At 52.2% G+C, this 23,084-nt stretch carries 20 protein-coding genes; 10 read left to right on the top strand and 10 right to left on the bottom strand.

What is annotated here, in order from left to right; translation table 11 throughout:
* Positions 1–135: 135 nt before the first annotated feature.
* From ftsZ to mutT, 5 genes are all read left to right on the top strand, one after another.
* Complete coding sequence (ftsZ, locus tag HV243_RS20605) at positions 136–1,287, top strand: cell division protein FtsZ (RefSeq protein WP_003018753.1); 1,152 nt, start codon at positions 136–138, stop codon at positions 1,285–1,287.
* Between the two features lie 100 nt (positions 1,288–1,387).
* Positions 1,388–2,305 carry a UDP-3-O-acyl-N-acetylglucosamine deacetylase gene (lpxC, locus tag HV243_RS20600; protein ID WP_006686706.1) on the top strand — a complete coding sequence of 306 codons (918 nt, stop codon included), beginning with the start codon at positions 1,388–1,390 and terminating at the stop codon, positions 2,303–2,305.
* Positions 2,306–2,589: 284 nt separating this feature from the next.
* Positions 2,590–3,096, top strand: a complete 507-nt coding sequence (gene secM / locus HV243_RS20595; protein WP_029139762.1) for a secA translation cis-regulator SecM — start codon at positions 2,590–2,592, stop codon at positions 3,094–3,096.
* A gap of 60 nt (positions 3,097–3,156) precedes the next feature.
* Positions 3,157–5,862 carry a preprotein translocase subunit SecA gene (gene secA, locus HV243_RS20590; RefSeq protein ID WP_016151702.1) on the top strand — a complete coding sequence of 902 codons (2,706 nt, stop codon included), beginning with the start codon at positions 3,157–3,159 and terminating at the stop codon, positions 5,860–5,862.
* Between the two features lie 56 nt (positions 5,863–5,918).
* Positions 5,919–6,308 carry an 8-oxo-dGTP diphosphatase MutT gene (gene mutT / locus HV243_RS20585; protein ID WP_016155691.1) on the top strand — a complete coding sequence of 130 codons (390 nt, stop codon included), beginning with the start codon at positions 5,919–5,921 and terminating at the stop codon, positions 6,306–6,308.
* Between the two features lie 88 nt (positions 6,309–6,396).
* Here the strand turns inward: mutT and yacG are convergent, their stop codons facing one another.
* From yacG to coaE, 3 genes are read right to left on the bottom strand one after another with little or no spacing between them, the layout of a single operon-like run.
* Positions 6,397–6,591 (bottom strand): DNA gyrase inhibitor YacG, encoded by a 195-nt coding sequence (gene yacG / locus HV243_RS20580; RefSeq protein ID WP_016151704.1) that lies wholly within the window; start codon positions 6,589–6,591, stop codon positions 6,397–6,399.
* Between the two features lie 9 nt (positions 6,592–6,600).
* A complete protein-coding gene (gene zapD / locus HV243_RS20575; RefSeq protein ID WP_016151705.1) occupies positions 6,601–7,344 on the bottom strand; it encodes a cell division protein ZapD in 744 nt (247 codons plus the stop codon).
* The gene (coaE, locus tag HV243_RS20570) at positions 7,344–7,964 is read right to left on the bottom strand and encodes a dephospho-CoA kinase (RefSeq protein WP_046275369.1); all 621 of its coding nucleotides are present in this window, start codon (positions 7,962–7,964) and stop codon (positions 7,344–7,346) included. The genes zapD and coaE overlap by 1 nt, the downstream gene beginning before the upstream one ends.
* A 225-nt stretch (positions 7,965–8,189) precedes the next feature.
* On the opposite strand from coaE, the gene HV243_RS20565 reads away from it, so the two are divergent.
* On the top strand, positions 8,190–9,233 hold the full coding sequence (locus HV243_RS20565; protein WP_019078378.1) for a GMP reductase: 1,044 nt from the start codon (positions 8,190–8,192) through the stop codon (positions 9,231–9,233).
* A 55-nt stretch (positions 9,234–9,288) separates the two neighbouring features.
* Here HV243_RS20565 and hofC read toward each other — a convergent pair whose 3' ends face one another.
* The 4 genes from hofC to nadC form a co-directional block, all read right to left on the bottom strand.
* A complete protein-coding gene (gene hofC / locus HV243_RS20560; protein WP_053388888.1) occupies positions 9,289–10,491 on the bottom strand; it encodes a protein transport protein HofC in 1,203 nt (400 codons plus the stop codon).
* Entirely contained in the window at positions 10,481–11,866 is a 1,386-nt protein-coding gene (gene gspE / locus HV243_RS20555; RefSeq protein ID WP_053388889.1) for a type II secretion system protein GspE, read from the bottom strand. The genes hofC and gspE overlap by 11 nt, the downstream gene beginning before the upstream one ends.
* 9 nt (positions 11,867–11,875) lie before the next feature.
* Positions 11,876–12,313, bottom strand: a complete 438-nt coding sequence (gene ppdD, locus HV243_RS20550) for a prepilin peptidase-dependent pilin (RefSeq protein ID WP_016151710.1) — start codon at positions 12,311–12,313, stop codon at positions 11,876–11,878.
* 243 nt (positions 12,314–12,556) lie between these two features.
* Positions 12,557–13,450, bottom strand: a complete 894-nt coding sequence (gene nadC / locus HV243_RS20545) for a carboxylating nicotinate-nucleotide diphosphorylase (protein ID WP_047358402.1) — start codon at positions 13,448–13,450, stop codon at positions 12,557–12,559.
* Positions 13,451–13,537: 87 nt separating this feature from the next.
* On the opposite strand from nadC, the gene ampD reads away from it, so the two are divergent.
* Positions 13,538–14,101 (top strand): 1,6-anhydro-N-acetylmuramyl-L-alanine amidase AmpD, encoded by a 564-nt coding sequence (gene ampD, locus HV243_RS20540; RefSeq protein ID WP_016151712.1) that lies wholly within the window; start codon positions 13,538–13,540, stop codon positions 14,099–14,101.
* Positions 14,098–14,952: a beta-lactamase regulator AmpE gene (gene ampE, locus HV243_RS20535; RefSeq protein ID WP_016155697.1), complete on the top strand. Its 855-nt coding sequence runs from the start codon at positions 14,098–14,100 to the stop codon at positions 14,950–14,952. The genes ampD and ampE overlap by 4 nt, the downstream gene beginning before the upstream one ends.
* Positions 14,953–15,037: 85 nt before the next feature.
* Here the strand turns inward: ampE and HV243_RS20530 are convergent, their stop codons facing one another.
* From HV243_RS20530 to aroP, 3 genes are all read right to left on the bottom strand, one after another.
* Positions 15,038–15,988 (bottom strand): family 43 glycosylhydrolase, encoded by a 951-nt coding sequence (locus tag HV243_RS20530; protein WP_047358326.1) that lies wholly within the window; start codon positions 15,986–15,988, stop codon positions 15,038–15,040.
* Positions 15,988–17,394, bottom strand: coding sequence for an MFS transporter (locus HV243_RS20525; RefSeq protein WP_016151715.1), 1,407 nt, complete (start codon positions 17,392–17,394; stop codon positions 15,988–15,990). Before HV243_RS20525 ends, HV243_RS20530 begins: the two co-directional genes overlap by 1 nt.
* Before the next feature lie 157 nt (positions 17,395–17,551).
* A complete protein-coding gene (aroP, locus tag HV243_RS20520; RefSeq protein ID WP_087121850.1) occupies positions 17,552–18,925 on the bottom strand; it encodes an aromatic amino acid transporter AroP in 1,374 nt (457 codons plus the stop codon).
* Between the two features lie 564 nt (positions 18,926–19,489).
* Between aroP and pdhR the strand changes: the two genes are divergently transcribed.
* Entirely contained in the window at positions 19,490–20,254 is a 765-nt protein-coding gene (gene pdhR / locus HV243_RS20515) for a pyruvate dehydrogenase complex transcriptional repressor PdhR (protein ID WP_003018699.1), read from the top strand.
* A gap of 162 nt (positions 20,255–20,416) precedes the next feature.
* Positions 20,417–23,080, top strand: a complete 2,664-nt coding sequence (gene aceE, locus HV243_RS20510; protein ID WP_016151717.1) for a pyruvate dehydrogenase (acetyl-transferring), homodimeric type — start codon at positions 20,417–20,419, stop codon at positions 23,078–23,080.
* The last annotated feature ends 4 nt before the right edge of the window (positions 23,081–23,084 follow it).

Genomic DNA, 23,084 nt, shown 5'->3' with positions numbered 1-23,084 from the left:
AAAGTCATTCAAGTTGCATCGCGGCGGCAACTGAGCGAATCTCCTGGAGCATAGTTTACTATGTCACGGGAGTGAGTGAAGGCAGCCAACAAAGAGGCGGCTTGAAGGATGAAGTGTAAAACGGAGAGAGAAACTATGTTTGAACCTATGGAACTAACCAACGACGCGGTGATTAAAGTCATCGGCGTCGGTGGCGGCGGCGGTAATGCCGTTGAACACATGGTGCGTGAGCGCATCGAAGGTGTTGAATTCTTCGCGGTGAATACCGACGCTCAGGCGTTGCGTAAAACGGCGGTTGGACAGACCATTCAGATTGGTAGCGGCATCACCAAAGGTCTGGGCGCGGGTGCAAACCCGGAAGTCGGTCGTAATGCGGCAGACGAAGATCGCGAAGCTCTGCGCGCAGCGCTTGACGGCGCAGACATGGTGTTTATCGCAGCTGGCATGGGCGGCGGTACCGGTACCGGTGCAGCGCCAGTGGTAGCTGAAGTCGCAAAAGATTTAGGTATTCTGACCGTTGCTGTCGTGACTAAGCCTTTCAACTTTGAAGGCAAGAAGCGTATGGCATTCGCGGAGCAGGGTATCACCGAGCTGTCCAAACACGTGGACTCTCTGATCACTATCCCTAACGACAAGCTGCTGAAAGTACTGGGCCGTGGTATCTCCCTGCTGGATGCATTTGGCGCAGCGAACGACGTGCTGAAAGGCGCAGTCCAGGGTATCGCTGAACTGATTACTCGTCCTGGCCTGATGAACGTCGACTTTGCAGACGTGCGCACCGTGATGTCCGAAATGGGCTACGCGATGATGGGTTCTGGCGTGGCGAGCGGTGAAGACCGTGCAGAAGAAGCGGCTGAAATGGCTATCTCTTCTCCGCTGCTGGAAGATATCGATCTGTCCGGCGCACGCGGCGTGCTGGTTAACATTACTGCGGGCTTCGACCTGCGTCTGGATGAGTTCGAAACCGTGGGTAACACGATTCGTGCCTTTGCATCGGATAACGCGACCGTGGTTATCGGTACCTCTCTGGACCCGGATATGAACGACGAACTGCGCGTGACCGTTGTTGCGACTGGAATTGGTATGGACAAGCGTCCTGAAATCACTCTGGTGACCAACAAACAGGTACAGCAGCCGGTAATGGATCGTTACCAGCAGCACGGTATGGCGCCGTTGACGCAAGAGCAGAAACCGGTAGCAAAAGTGGTTAACGACAATACGCCGCAAACCACGAAAGAGCCGGATTATCTGGATATCCCTGCATTCCTGCGTAAGCAAGCTGATTAAGAATTAGCTGGAATTTGGGAATTGTGGCTCTTTGTGCTAAACTGGCCCACCGAATGTATAGTACACTTCGGTTGGATAGGTAATTTGGCGAGATTATACGATGATCAAACAAAGGACTCTTAAACGTATCGTTCAGGCGACTGGCGTCGGTTTGCATACCGGCAAAAAAGTCACCCTGACATTACGCCCTGCGCCGGCCAACACCGGGGTCATCTATCGTCGCACCGACTTGAATCCTCCGGTAGATTTCCCGGCCGATGCCAAATCTGTGCGTGATACCATGCTCTGTACGTGTCTGGTCAATGAGCATGATGTGCGGATTTCAACCGTAGAGCACCTTAATGCTGCTCTGGCGGGCTTAGGTATCGATAACATCGTTATTGAAGTCAACGCCCCGGAAATCCCGATTATGGATGGCAGTGCCGCTCCGTTCGTTTACCTGCTGCTTGATGCAGGTATTGAAGAACTGAGCAGCGCCAAAAAATTTGTTCGCATCAAAGAGACCGTTCGTGTCGAAGATGGCGATAAGTGGGCTGAGTTTAAGCCGTATAATGGTTTTACGTTGGATTTCACCATCGACTTTAACCATCCGGCGATCGACTCCAGCACGCAGCGCTACGCGATGAACTTCTCTGCGGATGCGTTCATGCGCCAGATCAGCCGCGCGCGTACTTTCGGCTTCATGCGTGATATCGAATATCTGCAGTCCCGCGGCCTGTGCCTGGGCGGCAGCTTCGATTGTGCCATCGTTGTTGACGATTATCGCGTATTGAACGAAGACGGCCTGCGTTTTGAAGACGAATTCGTTCGTCACAAAATGCTCGACGCGATTGGTGACTTGTTCATGTGTGGTCACAACATTATTGGTGCATTCACCGCGTATAAATCCGGTCATGCACTGAATAACAAACTATTGCAGGCAGTCCTGGCAAAACAGGAAGCCTGGGAATATGTGACCTTCCAGGACGATGCAGAACTGCCGTTGGCGTTCAAAGCACCTTCGACTGTACTGGCATAACGACATACGCTGTCGCATAAATTCGACTGGTAAATCTGGCACTCTCTCCGGCCAGGTGAGCCAGTCGTTTTTTATCTTTCGATTGCAAAACCACCTTATCTGAAGCGACTTTTTCCCCACCAACAGATTAAAACACCGTTCGATCGCTGCTTTCTTAAGCATATTTACCCGCGACTTGCTGTCATTACTGCTGTGGAGCGTACGCTTTAATGGTAATATTTATGCGCAAAAAAATGGTTTTGCATTTGTAACCCCAAACGCAGGGTATATCAGGTGGCAATAACGTGAGTGGAATACTGACGCGTTGGCGACAGTTAGGCAGACGGTACTTCTGGCCGCATCTCCTGTTGGGGATGGTCGCGGCTAGTTTTGGCCTGCCTGCGCTCGGTAATGCTGCTGAACCTAATACTCCCGCGAAGGCGACCGCCAGCAATCACGATCAATCTGCCAAAGTTAACTTTAGCCAGCTTGCTTTGCTGGAGGCGACCAATCGCCGCCCGAATTTTACCGTTGACTACTGGCATCAGCATGCCATTCGTACGGTCATTCGCCATCTTTCTTTTGCCATGGCTCCTCAGGCGCTGCCTGTTGCCGAAGAGCCGTTGCCAATCCAGGCGCACCATCTTGCGTTACTGAATACGCTCAGCGCGATGCTGACGCAAGAAGGCAGACCGCCCGCGACCGTGAGTCGCGTGACATATGCCCATTTTACCTCTCAGGCCGCATTTAGCGTTCCGGTCTGGATCAGCCAGCTGCAGGGTATCCGTGCTGGCCCTCAACGCCTCAGCTAAAAAAGAACCTTCCAACTTATAATTTTTGACTCCGCACCGCGGGGCGTTTGAGATTTTATTATGCTAATCAAATTATTAACAAAAGTATTCGGTAGCCGTAACGAGCGTACGCTGCGTCGTATGCGTAAAGTGGTCAATGTCATCAATGCAATGGAACCGGAGATGGAAAAACTCTCCGATGATGAACTGAAAGCGAAGACCGCTGAATTCCGCGCCCGTCTGGAAAAAGGCGCCAGCGTTGAAAGCCTGATCCCGGAAGCGTTCGCGGTGGTCCGCGAAGCGAGTAAGCGTGTGTTCGGCATGCGTCATTTCGACGTACAGCTGCTGGGCGGTATGGTGCTTAACGATCGCTGCATCGCGGAAATGCGTACCGGTGAAGGTAAAACCCTGACCGCAACGCTGCCAGCCTACCTCAACGCCTTAAGCGGGAAAGGTGTACACGTGGTTACCGTGAACGACTACCTGGCTCAGCGTGACGCCGAAAATAACCGCCCGTTGTTTGAATTCCTCGGCATGACCGTGGGTATCAACATGTCTGGCCTGCCTGCGCCAGCCAAGCGTGAAGCCTACAATGCCGATATTACTTACGGTACCAACAACGAATACGGCTTTGACTACCTGCGCGACAACATGGCGTTTAGCCCGGAAGAGCGCGTTCAGCGTAAACTGCACTATGCGCTGGTCGATGAAGTCGACTCCATCCTGATCGATGAAGCGCGTACGCCGCTGATCATTTCCGGTCCGGCTGAAGACAGCTCGGAAATGTATAAAAAAGTGAACAAAATCATCCCGCACCTGATTCGTCAGGAGAAGGACGATTCCGACACGTTCCAGGGGGAAGGCCACTTCTCTGTTGATGAGAAAGCGCGCCAGGTCAACCTGACCGAACGTGGTCTGGTACTGATTGAAGAGCTGTTGGTTAACGAAGGCATTATGGATGAGGGCGAGTCGCTGTACTCTCCGGGCAACATTATGCTGATGCACCACGTGACTGCTGCACTGCGCGCGCACGTGCTGTTTACCCGCGACGTTGACTATATTGTGAAAGACGGTGAAGTTATCATCGTCGACGAACACACCGGTCGTACCATGCAGGGCCGCCGCTGGTCCGATGGTCTGCACCAGGCTGTTGAAGCCAAAGAAGGCGTAGATATCCAAAACGAGAACCAGACGCTGGCATCCATTACCTTCCAGAACTACTTCCGTTTGTACGAAAAACTGGCCGGTATGACCGGTACAGCAGATACTGAAGCCTTTGAATTCAGCTCCATCTACAAACTGGATACCGTGGTTGTGCCGACCAACCGCCCGATGATCCGTAAGGATTTACCGGATCTGGTGTACATGACTGAAGCGGAAAAAATTCAGGCGATCATTGAAGATATTAAAGAGCGTACCGCAAATGGCCAGCCGGTGCTGGTTGGTACTATCTCTATTGAAAAATCGGAAGTGGTTTCTAATGAGCTGAACAAGGCGGGTATCAAACACAACGTTCTGAACGCCAAGTTCCACGCCAACGAAGCCGCAATCGTCGCCCAGGCGGGTTATCCGTCCGCAGTGACTATCGCGACAAACATGGCAGGTCGTGGTACCGATATCGTGCTGGGTGGTAGCTGGCAGGCGGAAATTGCCGAGCTGGAGGACCCGACTCCAGAACAAATCGCGCAGATCAAAGCCGAGTGGCAGGTTCGCCATGATGCGGTGTTAGCTGCAGGCGGTTTACATATTATCGGTACCGAGCGTCACGAATCTCGTCGTATAGATAACCAGCTGCGTGGTCGTTCTGGTCGTCAGGGGGATGCGGGGTCTTCTCGTTTCTATCTGTCGATGGAAGATGCGCTGATGCGTATTTTTGCTTCTGACCGCGTGTCCGGCATGATGCGTAAACTGGGCATGAAGCCTGGTGAAGCAATTGAACACCCGTGGGTGACTAAAGCGATTGCAAACGCGCAGCGTAAAGTAGAAAGCCGCAACTTCGATATTCGTAAGCAATTGCTGGAATATGATGACGTTGCCAATGACCAGCGTCGCGCAATCTACACCCAGCGTAACGAACTGCTGGACGTAACTGACGTTAGCGAAACCATTAATAGCATCCGTGAGGATGTCTTCAAAGCGACAATTGATGCCTATATTCCGCCGCAGTCTCTGGAAGAAATGTGGGATATTCCGGGTCTGCAGGAACGTCTGAAAAACGACTTCGATCTGGAAATGCCTATTTCAGAGTGGCTGGATAAAGAGCCTGAGCTGCATGAGGAAACGCTGCGCGAACGTATTCTGGCAAACGCCATCGAAGTTTATCAGCGTAAAGAAGAAGTTGTGGGCGCGGAGATGATGCGTCACTTCGAAAAAGGCGTGATGCTGCAAACTCTCGATTCTCTGTGGAAAGAGCACCTTGCGGCGATGGACTACCTGCGTCAGGGTATCCACCTGCGTGGTTATGCGCAAAAAGATCCGAAGCAGGAATACAAGCGTGAATCCTTCTCTATGTTTGCATCAATGCTGGAATCACTGAAGTACGAAGTGATCAGTACCCTGAGCAAAGTTCAGGTACGTATGCCTGAAGAAGTAGAAGCGATGGAGCAGCAACGTCGTGAAGACGCTGAACGTTTAGCGCAGATGCAGCAGTTGAGCCATAAAGGTGACGATTCTGCCGCGGCAGAAGAGCTGGCAGCACAAACTGGCGATCGTAAAGTGGGTCGTAACGATCCGTGTCCTTGCGGTTCCGGCAAAAAGTACAAACAGTGCCATGGCCGCCTGAGTTAAGAAAATAACTTACTGAAAAGGCGCAGAATTCTGCGCCTTTTTTATGGACGATAAAGATGAAAATACTACAGATCGCCGTCGGGATTATTCGCAACCAGCACCATGAAATTTTTATTACCCAGCGTGCGGCTGATGCCCACATGGCAAATAAGCTGGAGTTCCCCGGCGGGAAAATTGAAGCGGGCGAAACGCCGGAGCAGGCGCTGATTCGCGAGTTACAGGAAGAAGTAGGCATTACGCCGACTCAAAGCTCACTGTTCGAAAAGCTGGAGTACCAGTTTCCGGACCGGCATATCACTCTGTGGTTCTGGCTGGTTGAAAGCTGGGAAGGCGAACCGTGGGGGAAAGAGGGGCAACCGGCGCAGTGGATTGCGCAAGATGCTCTGAATACAGAAGATTTTCCGCCTGCGAATGCGCCGGTAATTGAAAAGCTGATTGCTGGATAAAGGTGTTCGTAGGCCGGATTAGGCAACCCCACCATCCGGCAAATTAGGGCGGGGTCGCTACGCTTGCCCGCCCTACGTTTTAGCTGAATTACTTCTGCTCTTCACTCCAGTCGTCGTTTTCCGACAGATCACCAGAGCTTGGGATACGTTTCTCTTCTGCGGCCCACTCACCCAGATCGATTAACTGGCAGCGCTTGCTGCAGAATGGGCGAAACGGGCTGACTTCACCCCACACTACGGGTTTGCCGCAGGTTGGGCAGTTGACGATGGTTTGTTCAGACATGTTGACTCCTTAACAGCACGCCAGATCAAAATCGAGACGCTCAGGCACCTGGCCATTCTCGCTATCCAGCGGCATAAAGCGAATAGCAAAGCGGCTCTTATGACCAGAAATTTGCGGATAAAGCTGCGAATCAAGCGGCAGCTGCAAGCGAAGCAGATCGGCATCTTCGCCGTTGTCCTGATAAAAACCATTCAAGCTGGTTTGCTTACGGAATGGCGCAGAGTTGCGAATTAAATCCAGCACCAGCGACAGTGCCTGATTGAGCGGATTCAGACTTGCAAGCCATGTTTCAACCTGCGCGTCGCGATGCGACTGCGGTAGATGTAACCAAATATGCAGGGTCGGCAGATCGAAACTGCAGCATCCGCCAGGAATGCTTAAACGCTGACGTACAAGGCCAATCAGACGATCTTCGCGCAGCGTCTGTCCAATACGCGGAGCCGAAATCAGAATGCTGCCCGCGCTTTTTAACTGCTGGCGCAATGCGTCGATCCTGTTTTGATCGACGCCGGGAACTTCAACCCAGGCCTGGAGTTTACGCTGTTGTCTTTCCAGCTCTTTGAGGAGTTCGGTACGGACTTCGCCGCGTTCAAATACATCCAGTAAGTCCCCGATGTTGCGGAAAAAATGCAGTGCGCCTGCATGGTCCGCTATGGGTACATTAACGGAGAGCTGTTGGATTAAAAACTCAATGCGCAGCCATGTACGCATCTTCTCATTGAGAGGGTGTTCAAAAAGGACCTGGGTGTGCATTACGGTTTTTCCTGTGAGACAAACTGCAACGCGCATTGCAAATAGAGCGCGTGCAGGCGGGCGACATCCGAGGCGATGGCCTCCGGTGCGCCATTATTATCAATAACATCGTCTGCCACGGCCAGACGCGCTTCGCGCGTTGCCTGGGCAGCAAGAATTTGTTCAACATGCTCACGCGTGACGTCATCGCGCTGCATAGTGCGTCTGAGCTGTGTCTCGGGGGTAACATCCACCACGAGTACGCGGTTGGCTTTTTTATACAGCGAATTTTCCACCAGCAAAGGTACAACCCACAACAGATAAGGGGAGGTTGCTTGCTGAAACTGGCGCTGCGTTTCCTGCTGAATAAGCGGATGGAGCAAGGCATTCAGCCAGCTTTTCTCCTCAGGACTGGAAAAAATGCGTTCGCGTAAAATGCGTCGCTGCAACGATCCGTCGGTAGCTATAACTTCGGTACCAAAATGTTCTTCGATCGCCTTAAGGGCTGGGGTACCGGGTTCAACCACCTGGCGCGCAATAATATCTGCATCAATGACGTTTATTCCGAGGTCAGCGAACGCATTTGCAACGGTACTTTTACCACTGCCAATGCCGCCGGTTAAGGCTACCGTATACCTCATAGATGCAGATCCTGGAGTTTAAGTTTGATTATCAAACAGTTAAAAGTTACGCGTGCGACGGCGAGGTTGCTGCAGGATTAACCTACTATTCGCCAGGTAAATTTATGGGATTGTAGCGTAAAAAAAGAGAATTTCGCAGTCTTGCGCGGCATTGATTAGTGCGTATGATAGCGTCACTGGAGTTGTGAGTTTCGATTTTTCGCCATTAACCCCAGGAATCCGCACATGCGTATCGAAGAAGATCTGAAGTTAGGTTTCAAAGACGTTCTTATCCGCCCTAAGCGTTCTACTCTCAAAAGCCGTTCCGATGTTGAGCTGGAACGTCAATTTACCTTTAAGCACTCAGGTCAGACCTGGTCCGGCGTACCGATTATTGCCGCGAACATGGACACTGTCGGGACGTTTGCCATGGCAACGGCGCTGGCATCCTTCGACATCCTGACTGCGGTGCACAAACACTATTCTGTTGAAGACTGGACTGCTTTCATCGCAGAGAGCTCTGCTGATGTGCTCAAACACGTAATGGTTTCAACCGGCACCTCTGATGCAGATTTCGAAAAAACCAAACAGATTCTGGCGCTCAACCCGGCGCTGAACTTTATCTGCATTGATGTGGCAAATGGCTACTCAGAGCATTTTGTTCAGTTTGTGTCGAAAGCGCGTGAAGCATGGCCGACAAAAACAATTTGTGCGGGCAATGTGGTTACTGGAGAAATGTGTGAAGAGCTGGTACTTTCCGGCGCGGACATTGTTAAAGTCGGCATTGGCCCGGGTTCTGTATGTACCACACGTGTAAAAACCGGCGTTGGCTACCCACAGCTTTCTGCGGTTATTGAATGTGCCGATGCCGCTCACGGTCTGGGCGGCATGATTGTCAGTGACGGCGGCTGCACAATGCCGGGTGACGTGGCAAAAGCGTTCGGCGGTGGCGCGGACTTCGTTATGCTCGGCGGTATGTTGGCCGGTCATGAAGAAAGCGGCGGCAAAATTGTTGAAGAGAACGGTGAGAAATTCATGCTGTTCTACGGCATGAGCTCTGAATCAGCCATGACGCGTCACGTCGGTGGTGTTGCACAATACCGCGCTGCGGAAGGTAAAACAGTTAAGTTGCCTCTGCGTGGCCCGGTTGATAACACTGCACGCGATATCCTTGGTGGCCTGCGTTCTGCCTGTACCTATGTCGGTGCATCTCGCCTGAAAGAACTGACCAAACGTACAACGTTTATTCGTGTACAGGAACAAGAAAACCGCGTTTTCAATAGCCTGTAAGAACAGGTAGTACTATGACATGCCGGATAAGCTGTGCGCCATCCGGCATTTGAATTTATCCCACCCCGCTCATCGCATCTCCTAAATGAAAAATCGGCAAATACATCGCAACGACCAGCGTACCGATTATCAGCCCCGTAATGACCAGTAACGCAGGCTCGAGTAGCGCAGCCAGATTCTCTGCCTGAGACAATGTTTTCTCGCCGTGGTGATGGGCGAGATTACGCAGCATTGTATCCAGCGAGCCGGAAGCCTCACCTGTTCTGACCAACTGTATGCACAATGGGCTGAATTCACCGCAATTTTTTAGCGCTAACCAGACCGGTTTTCCGGCGCTGATATCTTGATGTACCTGCGCTAAACGTTGTGACCAGAAAGGGTTGGCCAGCGTTTCAGTGACGCTCTCAAGACCTTGCAGAAAAGGAATACCTGCATTTTGCGTTAACGCCAGAACAGTGAAGATCTGCGTGAGTTTTTGCCCTCTCACCATCGGTCCTATGACCGGGAAGCCGAGCAGCAATTTCTGGCGCAGAGTGAGCCAGTATGGCTGCTGCTTCATCAGGTGATATGCTGCAACCGCTATCAGGATGAATGCTCCCACCAGCCATCCCCATTGGCTGCTAAAATGCGCGATGGCGATAATCCGCTGAGTGAGTACTGGTAGCGGGGTGTTAAACGTCTGGTAAATGGCGGCAAACTCAGGGAGTACAAACTGCAGCATCGCGAATACCACCATCACTGCCATCGTGATGATGAATATCGGATAGCGTAGGGCTTTTTTAACTTTATCCGCCAGTTGCTGTTGATTCTTCTGCTGGCGAGCGAGTTCAAAGCAGCAGTCGTCCAGCTTACCCGTAAGCTCTCCGGTACGGATCATTGCCTGATAAAGAGGCGGAAAAACGTGTTGCCACTGAGATAGCGAGGTGGAGAGAGAAATACCCTGTTCCATATCGTGAGCCAGCGTGCGCAGTAGCGCTTGCCATTGGCTGCTGGGATGCTGTTCAGCCAGCAAAGCTAAACTTGCCGAGAGTGTTAGCCCTGCTTTCAGCAACGTCGCCAGTTGATGTATGGTTTCAGCGCTTTTTTCACGGCTCCAGTGTGAGGCTTTGACACGCATACGATTAATGCGCAGCGGCGTGATATGCCGTTGCTCGAGAGCAAGCATCAATGAGGGGCGGGTATCGGCCCAAAGTACGCCTTCCAGTGGATTACCTTCGTTGCTAATACCTTGCCAGCGCCAAAGCAGTTTAGCTGACATGGGGTATGCCCAGTACGCGTACCAACTCTTCAAATGTTGTTAACCCTTGTTCGACGGCCTTGCAACCATTTTCGAAAAGCGTGCTCATCCCCAGTTGCTGAGCATTCGATTCCACTCCGTCTACGGACGTACCGTTGGCGATGCTCTGGCGCAATGCAGGTGTAACGGGGAGAACTTCAAACAATGCCGTACGGCCATAAAATCCGTGATAGCAATGTTGGCAGCCCGGAGCCTGCCAACGAGGCAGTGGCGTAGGCCAGATCGCTTCCGGGAGCATGATCGGCGTTTCCAGACGTTGTCGGCAATGGGGACACAATTTTCTCACCAACCGCTGCGCAATGACGAGCGTCAGCGCGGAGGCGATCATCCAGCGTGCAACCCCCATTTGCTGCAAGCGTATTAGTGTTTCTGTGGTGGAATTGGTATGTAGTGTTGATAGAACCAGATGACCGGTTTGTGCGGCTTTAAGGGCTATTTCAGCCGTTTCGCCATCACGGATTTCACCCACCATGATAATGTCGGGATCCTGACGCAGCAGCGCGCGCAATACTCCCTGAAAAGTGAGACCGGCACGTGGATGAATTTGTGTCTGGTTAAGACCTGCGATCGGGATCTCGACTGGATCTTCCACGCTACAGAGGTTAACGTCCGGGGTGTTTCGGGTCTGCAGCGCACTGTACAGCGTGACCGTTTTACCGCTTCCGGTCGGTCCGGTGACCAGAATCAGCCCCTGAGGCTGCTGCAACGCTTGTGAAAATGCTGCCAGCTGCGCGTCCTGCATTCCCAGCGCGGTGATTTCCAGCGCTTGATCGACCTGATGCAGTAGCCGTAGCACCACTTTTTCGCCAAAGCGACAGGGCAAGGTGGCGATGCGAAACGAGACCGGCTCTCCTGAAATATCAACGGTAAATTGGCCGTCTTGCGCAAGTCGGTGCTCGGCAATATCCAGACTGCCTAAAACTTTTAGTCTGGCAGTGATGGCGATACCCATCTCGGTCGTGACGTCCGGTAAAGCATGCAGTACGCCATCCACACGTAATCTGATTCGATAGTGATTTTCCGCTGGCTCAAAATGAATATCAGAAGCCCGTTGCACCAGAGCGGATTGAAACGTCTGATTCAGCAAATCTGCTGCGCTGGCGCTGCTTTTCGTGACCACTGCCGGGAGCATTTTCTGTGGCGTATGCGTGTGGCCTTCCATTTGTTGACGCGTCCAGCAGACGATGTCGATACGTCGGGTGGTGGCAAAATGCAGTGCGTCCAGCAATTCGTGGGACGGAGCGTCCACGACGGCGATGTGCACCACTTCATTGTCTGCATCCAGTAATATTCCCTGATGACGTTGGCACAGCGCCGTAAGTTGGGTGGTATTCATCTCTTTTCCTTAATTGATATCGAAACGGAAAACGTCTTCACAGGCCTGTTGCAATGCGCTGTCATTCTGGATAACGCAGTTACGACTCCAGCCGGTAATACCGTTGGCATTGTCCCAACCCGGCGTCATGGTGATGCTTAACCCGTTCAGGCTTTCTTGTCCGCTGAGGCTGACCACCCCTTTTTCAACGCTCATGGCTGAGACATAACGGGTGGTGGCTGGAGAAGGGATGCCATTCGTTCCGGCATCACAGGTTGTTGTTCCGCCATGCTCCAGCGCACAGAGCTCAACCGCCGTGCGATAGGGAACAAAGGTTTGCAGCATGTCTGTTAACGCGGCTTTGCGCAGATAGTTTTGATAAGCCGGAATACCGATGGCGCTAAGGATGGCAATAATGCCAATGACCACCATGAGTTCGATAAGTGTGAAGCCTCGTTGCTTGTCCATCGTTCGCTCCTTGAGTTAGCTGGCGCTACTTTGGCAAACGCTCGGGGTCACGGCGAGAGGCAAAAAACAGAACGGGAAGGCGGGTTCCGAGGATTTTTATGAAATTACAGAGTCAGACACCGTATTTGCGAAGAGGCTCCAAGAAACAGCCGTATGGCGGCGGAAACGCTTTATCCGGCCGATAGAAAAACCGACGTGATGGGCCCGATAAGTGAAAGTACTATCGGGCTACACCATCAGTAATTAGCGAAAACGCATAGAGAGATCGAGCGCGCGAACATGCTTGGTCAGCGCGCCAACAGAGATGAAATCCACGCCGGTTTCGGCAAATTCGCGCAGAGTTTCATGAGTGACGTTACCCGACACTTCCAGACGCGCCTGGCCGTTGGTGCGTTTTACCGCTTCCCGCATTTGGTCAGTTTCGAAGTTATCGAGCATGATGATGTCGGCCCCTGCTTTCAGCGCGTCGTCCAGTTCATCCAGGCTTTCTACTTCGACTTCAACCGGCACATCCGGGTGCAGCCAGAAGGCTTTTTCAACGGCCTGACGTACCGAACCTGAAGCAATAATGTGGTTTTCTTTAATCAGGAAAGCGTCAGAAAGGCCCAGACGATGATTCGCGCCGCCGCCGCATAATACGGCGTATTTCAGCGCGGTACGCAGCCCCGGCAGAGTTTTACGTGTATCCAGCAGTTGGGTTTTTGTTCCCGCCAGCAGGTCGACATATTTACGCACCTCGCTCGCCACACCCGAAAGCGTCTGTACAAAATTAAGCGCGGTACGTTCGCCGGTTAGCAGCACGCGGGAAGGGCCGTCCAGTTCAAATAGCGGCTGATTGGTCTTAATGCTGTCGCCATCTTCGACATGCCAGGTGATGTTGACATCATCGCCAGCCAGTTGAATAAAGACCTCTTCCACCCAACGTTTTCCACAAAAAACGCCATCTTCGCGGGTGATCACGGTGGCGTGGGAGCGCATCTCCGCGGGTAAAAGCTGTGCGGTGATATCGTTATTGGCATCAACTTCTCCGCCTAAATCTTCACGCAGCGCCTGAGCTACAGCGGCAGGGATATCCAGATTTATGCGTTCCAACAGCGCGTCACGTCGGTAGTCAGGGTTATAGCGGCGAGGCGGCATGATAAAACTCCAAATTGCTAACGAATCATAAGGTGGAAACATGCTACCCTGAACCTGATATGAGCACCACCAATAAGGAGATTCTGCATGTTGTTAGACGAGGGCTGGCTGGCAGAGGCGCGACGCGTTCCCTCTCCTCATTACGATTGCCGCCCGGATGACGAAAACCCTTCTCTGCTGGTGGTGCATAATATCAGCCTGCCGCCTGGCGAGTTTGGCGGCCCGTGGATCGATGCGCTGTTTACGGGCACGATTGATCCCAATGCCCATCCTTATTTTGCCGGGATCGCCCATTTGCGCGTTTCGGCACATTGTTTAATTCGCCGTGACGGTGAAATCGTGCAGTATGTCCCCTTTGATAAACGCGCCTGGCATGCTGGCGTGTCGAACTATCAAGGCCGCGAACGCTGTAATGATTTCTCAATTGGTATTGAGCTGGAAGGGACGGATACGCTGGCTTATACCGATGCGCAGTATCAGCAACTGGCAGCCGTGACGAATGCCCTGATTACGCGTTATCCGGCCATTGCCAACAACATGACAGGACATTGCAATATTGCGCCCGAGCGTAAGACCGATCCCGGGCCCTCTTTTGACTGGGCAAGGTTTCGCGCCCTGGTCACCCCCTCGTCGCACAAGGAGATGACATGACGCTGTTTACAACATTACTGGTGTTGATTGTTGAACGCCTGTTTAAGCTGGGTGAGCACTGGCAGCTTGATCACCGGGTTGAAGCTTTTTTCCGCCGGGTGAAGCATTTTTCGATGATGCGTACGGTAGGCATGGCCCTTATTGCGATGGGGGTGACGTTCCTGCTGCTGCGCGCACTTCAAGGCCTGTTGTTTAACGTGCCTTTGCTGGTGGCGTGGATCTTAATTGGTTTGCTGTGCATCGGCGCTGGCAAGACGCGTCTTCATTATCATGCCTATCTGAACGCGGCTGCTCGCGATGACGCTCACGCCCGTGAAGCGATGGCCAGCGAGCTGACCTTGATTCATGGGATTCCGCCTGAGTGCGATGAGCGTGAGTTCTTGCGTGAACTGCAGAACGCGCTGTTATGGAACAACTTTCGCTTTTATCTGGCGCCGTTATTCTGGCTGATTGTCGGTGGCCCGTGGGGACCGGTGACGCTGGTGGGTTATGCCTTTCTACGTGCCTGGCAGTCCTGGCTGGCGCGCTATCAGACGCCACACCAGCGTTTGCAATCAGGTATCGATGCGATCCTGCACGTGCTGGACTGGATCCCGGTGCGCCTGGCGGGTGTCGTCTATGCGCTGCTGGGGCACGGCGAGAAGGCGTTGCCTGCCTGGTTTGCGTCGCTGGCGGATCTGCATACTTCGCAATATCAGGTGCTTACTCGCCTTGCGCAGTTTTCTTTAGCGCGTGAACCACATACCGATAAAGTCGCAACGCCAAAAGCCGCGGTTTCGATGGCGAAGAAGACCTCGTTTGTGGTGGTGGTGGTCATTGCCGTGTTGACCATTTATGGAACATTAATTTAAGCCATTATTATTGGTGGATGGCGTTGCGCTTATCCGTCGAGGAAAAAAGATTGGCCCGGTCGCTTGGTGCTTGCGGGCCAATCTTTCAAAGCGTATCAGCAGGTGGGATGCCAAAATCTGGCATCCCGTTTTCGTTCCAGCGCACCAGCTTCAGACGAGTGTGGCGGTTTGGATCGTATAGCGGATCGCCCTCGATTTCAGTGTAATTTCTCGCGTGGTACACAAGCACATCTTCTCCTTCCGGCGTTTGCGTAAAGCTGTTGTGTCCCGGCCCGTATTGGCGGTTTTCGTAGCTGGTGGTAAAGACCGGGCGCGGCGATTTGTGCCAGTTCTGCGGGTTGAGCGGATCGGCATTGAGATCAATCCACAATAATCCCATACAGTAGTTCTCATCGGTGGCGCTGGCGGAATAGCTGATAAACAGCTTATCGCCGTGAACCATGACGGCCGGGCCTTCGTTGACCCAAAAACCCCGGCATTCCCAGTCATACTCTGGATGACTGAGCATTACCGGCTCGCCTTTAATCGTCCATGGATTTTCCAGTTCGGCGAGATAGATATTGGAGTTTCCGGAGATATCGGGGGATTTCTGCGCCCACAGATACCACTGTTTTCCCTGATGGTTAAAGGTGGTGGCATCGAGCGCGAAGGTATCAAACTGCGTTTTAATCTGCCCTTTCTCTGTCCATTGGCCGGTCAGCGGATCGGCGTCTGCACATTCGAGCGCAAACATACGGTGCTGGAACATCCCCAGCTTGTCGAGCGCCTGTGTGTGGGCGGCGGCAAAATAGATGTACCACTTGCCTGCCAGACGATGGATCTCAGGTGCCCAGATCAGCTGGCTCATGGGGCCGTTTTCTGGTTTGCGCCAGACGACAACCGGGATAGCGGTGCGTAACCCTTCCAGCGAGTCCGCCCGGCGGATCTCCAGACGATCGTATTCGGGCACTGAAGCAATGAAATAGTAGTGGCTACCGTCACGTAAAATAAACGGGTCGGCACGCTGTTCAATAAAGGGATTTGGCCACTGACTCATTAGGCTTTCCTTACGTTTTCAGTCGTTTTTATATCGTGGTACTCATTCAGTTCACGGTAGTTGGCGCGGCGCTTTTCTAAATCTGTCTGGATTTGTTGCATAAACTCGCGGTCAACTTTCAGCAGACGAACTACGCCTGCGGTAATCAGGTAGCCTACACCCGGTATGATGGTAAACAGCAACATAATACCGTTAATGGCGGAGTCGCTTTGCGCTTTCGCCCCTGCGTCGTAGCCGTACCAGGAGAGCAGGAAACCAACCATCGCTCCGGCAATCGCCAGGCCCAGTTTCAAGAAGAACAGGTTGCCGGAGAAGCTGATTCCGGTGATACGTTTACCGGTTTTCCACTCGCCGTAATCATCGACATCTGCCATCAGCGACCAGTGCAGTGGGGATGGGATCTGATGCAGAATGTTGAGCAGGAAGTAAAGCACCATAATCATCATGGTGGCTTTAGGATCGAAGAAGTAAAACGCGCCGGAGAAAATCGCCAGGATGATATTGGTCCAGAAGAAGACTTTCAGTTTGCACCAGCGATCTGTCAGCACCTTCGCCAGCATGCTGCCGATCATCATGCCCACAACGCCAAGGCTGATAAACAACGTTGCGAACTGCGTGCTTTGCTGCATAACCCAGGTTACGTAGTACATGGTGGCAGCCATGCGAATAAAGCCCGGACAGACGTTGCATAGGGTTAACAGCAGGATTTTTACCCACTGATCGTTCTTCCATACGTCTTTCAGGTCGGCTTTTAAATCGTCGTTAGTCGGGACGGCAGGACGTACGCGCTCACGGACGGTTGCAAAGCAAAACAGGAACATACACATGCCGATGAAGGCCAGCACTGCCATCGCCATCTGATAGCCTTTAGCTTTATCTTCCCCGCCAAACCAGTCCGCCATTGGCAGCAAGGTGAGGGAGAGCAGCAGGGTTGCAATTCCTACCAACACAAAACGATATGACTGGCAGGCGACACGTTCCTTTGGATCGTTAGTGATGACGCTGCCGAGCGAGCAGTAAGGGATGTTGATCGCCGTATAGGTGATAGAGAGCAGGAAGTAGGTGACGAACGCATAGATTACTTTGCTGTTATATGTCCACTCAGGGGTGGTAAACATGAGTACGCTAAATAATGCGTATGGGAAAGCCATCCACAAAAGCCATGGACGAAATCGACCATATTTGCTGCGGGTGCGGTCGGCCATCGCGCCCATAATAGGGTCGGTAACGGCATCTATAACGCGTACTGAGAGCAGTAACACGCCGACCAGGGCCGGTGCCAGGCCAAAAATATCTGTGTAAAAATAGTTAACAAACAACATGATGGCGCCAAAGATGATGTTGCATCCGGCGTCGCCCATTCCATAGCCGATCTTTTCTTTCACCGTGAGCTTACTGGTTTCCATCAACTGCACTCCATTAATAAGATATGGAGATAATTATTGTCTGGCAGAGGTTTTTTTGCGTTGCAGGATAACGCCAGTGATATGGACGAAACAGTCGTGAGTGGGAAAGTGTGAGGCAGGTAACAACCCCCACCTGATGCAGGTGGGGGAGGGAGAATTAATGCGCTTTAGCTACTTTGGCGGTTTTCTGTTTGCACAAATAGCCGATGCCAAGAATGGCTATCCATACCGGGATTAAGTACACCGAAATCGCCATGCCCGGCGTCATCAGCATAATCACCAGCACTGCAGCCATGAAAATCAGACATACCCAGTTACCAAGCGGATAGAGCAGCGCCGGGAAACGGGTGGTAACGCCTTGCTGCTGTTTGGCTTTGCGGAACTTCATGTGCGCCAGGCTAATCATTGCCCAGTTGATCACCAGTGCGGAAACCACCAGCGCCATCAGCAGGCCAAAGGCGGATTCCGGGGCCAGATAGTTGATCAGTACACACAGAGCCGTAACCAGCGCGGAGACCAGAATGGTGTTCACCGGTACGCCGCGTTTGTCGACGTTCATCAGCGCTTTTGGCGCGTTGCCCTGCTGTGCCAGACCGAACAGCATACGGCTGTTGCAGTATACGCAGCTGTTATACACAGAAAGGGCAGCGGTCAGCACTACGATGTTCAGTGCATTGGCAACAAAGGTGTCGCCCAGCTCGTGGAAAATAAGGACAAACGGGCTGGTATCAGCCGTGACGCGCGTCCACGGCATCAGGGAAAGCAGAACAGCCAGCGAACCTACATAGAAAATCAGGATACGGTAGATAACCTGGTTGGTTGCTTTGGGAATGCTTTGCTCCGGGTTATCGGCTTCTGCTGCGGTGATCCCGACCAGCTCCAGCCCACCGAAAGAGAACATAATAATAGCCATCATCATCACCAGACCGGTGAAGCCGTGCGGCAGGAAGCCACCCTGACTCCACAGGTTACTGACGCTGGCCTGCGGGCCGCCGTTGCCGCTAAACAGCAACCAGCCGCCGAACAGAATCATCGCAACCACGGCAATGACTTTAATAATGGCGAACCAGAACTCCATTTCCCCAAACACTTTCACGTTGGTCAGGTTGATGGCGTTGATCAGCACGAAGAAGGCTGCAGCAGAAACCCAGGTGGGGATCTCCGGATACCAGAACTGGATGTATTTACCTACGGCAGTCAGTTCAGCCATGGCAACCAGGACGTACAGTACCCAATAGTTCCAGCCAGAAGAGAAGCCCGCAAAACCGCCCCAGTATTTATAAGCAAAGTGGCTAAAGGAGCCTGCAACCGGCTCTTCAACCACCATTTCACCTAACTGACGCATAATCAAAAAGGCGATAAAGCCGGCAATTGCGTAACCCAGAATAATACCCGGTCCTGCAGACTGGATAACGGATGCGCTACCGAGGAATAACCCGGTACCAATCGCGCCACCCAGCGCGATTAGCTGTATATGGCGGTTCTTAAGACCGCGCTTGAGCTGATCGCCATGCTGTTGACTTTCCATCATTAAACCTCGTGTGTGGTTTTACTCTTCATATTTCGAGTACTTATTTTTTGAACTACGCAGCAATGCGTGTGTAAGTTTGCAATTCCGTTTGTTGTATTTATTTGTTTACAGATGCTTTAGATAAAATGTTGCCTCAATGCTTTTGTCTTGATCAGAATAATGATATGCGAGCGCGAATGCACCTGCTTTATGCGGGCAAGATGACGAGTTGAATAAAAAGAAACCATTTGTAAATGCGAGTTTATCTACCACAAAATTTCCATTTTGAATTTTTATTCACTAATTGTGGCTAATGTGTCGATAAATAATCAGGTGAATCGGTTCAGATGAGATATTTTTTCGTTTCAATTCCGTTAAAACTACCCCGTGGTGGGTAAATTTAACATTTGTGCATAGTTACATGTTTGAAACGTTATTTCTGTAATGTTGTTAAAATATGCCCACTTTACTGATTTCAATCAAAACCTGTATGGACAGAAGGTGAATACTTTGTTACTTTAGCGTCAAGAACATGAAATTGGTAAGACCAATTGACTCCGGGCAAATGGCTTAAGACAGGAAATCATGGCCTACAGCAAAATCCGCCAACCAAAACTCTCCGATGTGATTGAGCAGCAGCTGGAGTTTTTAATTCTTGAGGGGACACTTCGCCCCGGAGAAAAACTCCCACCGGAACGCGAGCTGGCAAAACAGTTCGACGTCTCCCGCCCCTCCTTACGCGAGGCGATCCAACGCCTTGAAGCGAAGGGGTTACTGCTTCGTCGTCAGGGCGGTGGCACTTTTGTTCAGAGCAGCCTGTGGCAGAGCTTTAGCGACCCACTGGTAGAGCTGCTCTCCGACCATCCTGAATCCCAGTTTGACCTGCTTGAGACGCGCCATGCGCTGGAAGGTATTGCAGCCTATTACGCTGCACTGCGCAGCACGGATGAAGACAAAACGCGTATCCGTGAACTCCACCATGCGATCGAGCTTGCTCAACAGTCCGGCGATCTTGACGGCGAATCTGACGCGGTACTCCAGTATCAAATTGCTGTCACCGAAGCGGCACATAATGTGGTGCTGCTCCATTTGCTAAGGTGTATGGAGCCAATGCTGGCCCAGAACGTTCGGCAAAACTTCGAATTGCTGTATGCGCGTCGCGAGATGCTGCCGCTGGTGAGCAGTCACCGTACCCGCATCTTTGAAGCAATTATCGCCGGGAAGCCTGAAGAAGCGCGTGAAGCGTCTCACCGTCACCTGGCGTTTATCGAAGAGATTCTGCTGGACAGGAGCCGTGAGGAAAGCCGTCGTGAACGCGCCTTACGCCGTCTGGAGCAACGAAAGAATTAGTGATTTTTCTGGCAGAACGTTAACCAGAAGATGTTGTAAATCAAGCGCTATCGAAAGGCGCGGCAACTAAACGCAGAACCTGTCTTATTACGCTCTCTGGTGAGAACGTAATGGGACAGGTTCCAGATAACTCAACGTATTAGATAGATAAGGAATACCCCCATGTCAGAACGTTTCCCAAATGACGTGGATCCGATCGAAACTCGCGACTGGCTACAGGCGATCGAATCGGTCATCCGTGAAGAAGGTGTTGAGCGTGCTCAGTATCTGATCGACCAACTGCTTTCAGAAGCTCGCAAAGGCGGCGTGAAAGTAGCGGCAGGTGCTGGGGCCAGCAATTATGTAAACACTATTGCCGTTGAAGATGAACCGGAATACCCGGGCAATCTGGAGCTGGAACGTCGTATTCGTTCTGCTATCCGCTGGAACGCCATCATGACCGTACTGCGCGCGTCTAAAAAGGACCTCGAGCTGGGTGGCCACATGGCATCCTTCCAGTCCTCCGCAACGGTATATGATGTTTGCTTCAACCACTTCTTCCGTGCACGCAACGAACAGGATGGCGGCGATCTGGTTTACTTCCAGGGCCACATCTCTCCGGGCATCTACGCTCGCGCATTCCTGGAAGGTCGTCTGACTGAAGAGCAGATGAACAACTTCCGTCAGGAAGTACATGGCAAAGGCCTGTCTTCCTACCCGCACCCGAAACTGATGCCGGAATTCTGGCAGTTCCCGACCGTATCTATGGGTCTGGGCCCAATCGGTGCAATCTACCAGGCTAAATTCCTGAAATATCTGGAACACCGTGGCCTGAAAGATACCTCTAAACAAACCGTTTACGCCTTCCTGGGCGACGGCGAAATGGATGAGCCAGAATCTAAGGGTGCAATCACCATCGCGACCCGTGAGAAACTGGACAACCTGGTCTTTGTTATCAACTGTAACCTGCAGCGTCTTGACGGTCCGGTCACCGGTAACGGCAAGATTGTTAACGAACTGGAAGGCATCTTCGCGGGCGCTGGCTGGAACGTTATCAAAGTCATGTGGGGCGGTCGTTGGGATGAGCTGCTGCGTAAAGATACCAGCGGTAAACTGATCCAACTGATGAACGAAACCGTTGACGGCGACTACCAGACCTTTAAATCCAAAGATGGCGCATACGTACGTGAGCACTTCTTCGGTAAATACCCGGAAACCGCAGCCCTGGTTGCTGACTGGACTGACGAGCAGATTTGGGCTCTGAATCGTGGTGGTCACGATCCGAAGAAAGTCTACGCTGCACTGAAGAAAGCGCAGGAAACCAAAGGCAAAGCAACTGTAATCCTGGCCCATACCATCAAAGGTTACGGCATGGGTGACACCGCCGAAGGTAAAAACATCGCTCACCAGGTTAAGAAAATGAACATGGACGGCGTGCGTTATATCCGCGACCGTTTCAACGTTCCTGTGACCGATGAGCAGGTTGAAAACCTGTCTTACATCACCTTCCCGGAAGGTTCTGAAGAGCACACTTATCTGCACGCTCAGCGTCAGAAACTGCACGGCTATCTGCCTGCTCGTCAGCCGAACTTCACCGAGAAGCTGGAACTGCCTGCTCTGGAAGACTTCGGTGCGCTGCTGGAAGAGCAGAACAAAGAAATCTCCACCACTATCGCTTTCGTTCGTGCCCTGAACGTAATGCTGAAGAACAAGTCGATTAAAGATCGTCTGGTTCCGATCATCGCTGACGAAGCGCGTACTTTCGGTATGGAAGGTCTGTTCCGTCAGATCGGTATCTACAGCCCGAACGGTCAGCAGTACACCCCGCAGGACCGTGAGCAGGTTGCTTACTATAAAGAAGACGAGAAAGGTCAGATCCTGCAGGAAGGCATCAACGAACTGGGTGCTGGCGCATCCTGGCTGGCTGCTGCGACCTCCTACAGCACCAACGATCTGCCGATGATTCCGTTCTACATCTACTACTCCATGTTCGGGTTCCAGCGAATCGGTGACCTGTGCTGGCAGGCAGGCGACCAACAGGCTCGCGGCTTCCTGGTAGGGGGAACTTCTGGTCGTACGACGCTGAACGGCGAAGGTCTGCAGCACGAAGATGGTCACAGCCATATTCAGTCTCTGACTATCCCGAACTGTATCTCTTACGATCCGTCTTACGCGTACGAAGTTGCGGTCATCATGCACGATGGTCTGGAGCGTATGTACGGTGAGAAACAAGAGAACGTTTATTACTACATCACCACGCTGAACGAAAACTACCACATGCCGGCAATGCCAGCAGGTGCCGAGGAAGGTATCCGTAAAGGTATCTACAAACTCGAAACCCTCGAAGGTAAGAAAGGTAAAGTTCAACTGCTGGGCTCCGGTTCTATCCTGCGTCACGTGCGTGAAGCAGCACAGATCCTGGCGAACGACTACGGTGTAGGTTCTGACGTTTACAGCGTAACCTCCTTCACTGAACTGGCACGTGATGGCCAGGATTGTGAACGCTGGAACATGCTGCACCCGATGGAAACTCCGCGCGTTCCGTACATCGCTCAGGTGATGAACGACGCTCCGGCAGTGGCATCTACTGACTATATGAAACTGTTTGCCGAACAGGTTCGTACTTATGTACCGGCTGATGATTATCGCGTACTGGGTACTGACGGCTTCGGTCGCTCTGACAGCCGTGAAAACCTGCGTCACCACTTCGAAGTTGATGCTTCTTATGTGGTTGTAGCGGCCCTGGGCGAACTGGCTAAACGTGGCGAAATCGATAAGAAAGTGGTTGCTGACGCAATCATCAAATTCAACATCGATGCAGATAAAGTTAACCCGCGTCTGGCGTAAGAGG

The organism is Citrobacter sp. RHBSTW-00599 (genome assembly GCF_013784065.1).
GTDB classification, from domain to species: domain Bacteria; phylum Pseudomonadota; class Gammaproteobacteria; order Enterobacterales; family Enterobacteriaceae; genus Citrobacter; species Citrobacter braakii.
The sequence above is the reverse complement of the archived record's forward strand: the minus strand, read 5'-3'. Positions and strand labels throughout refer to the sequence as shown.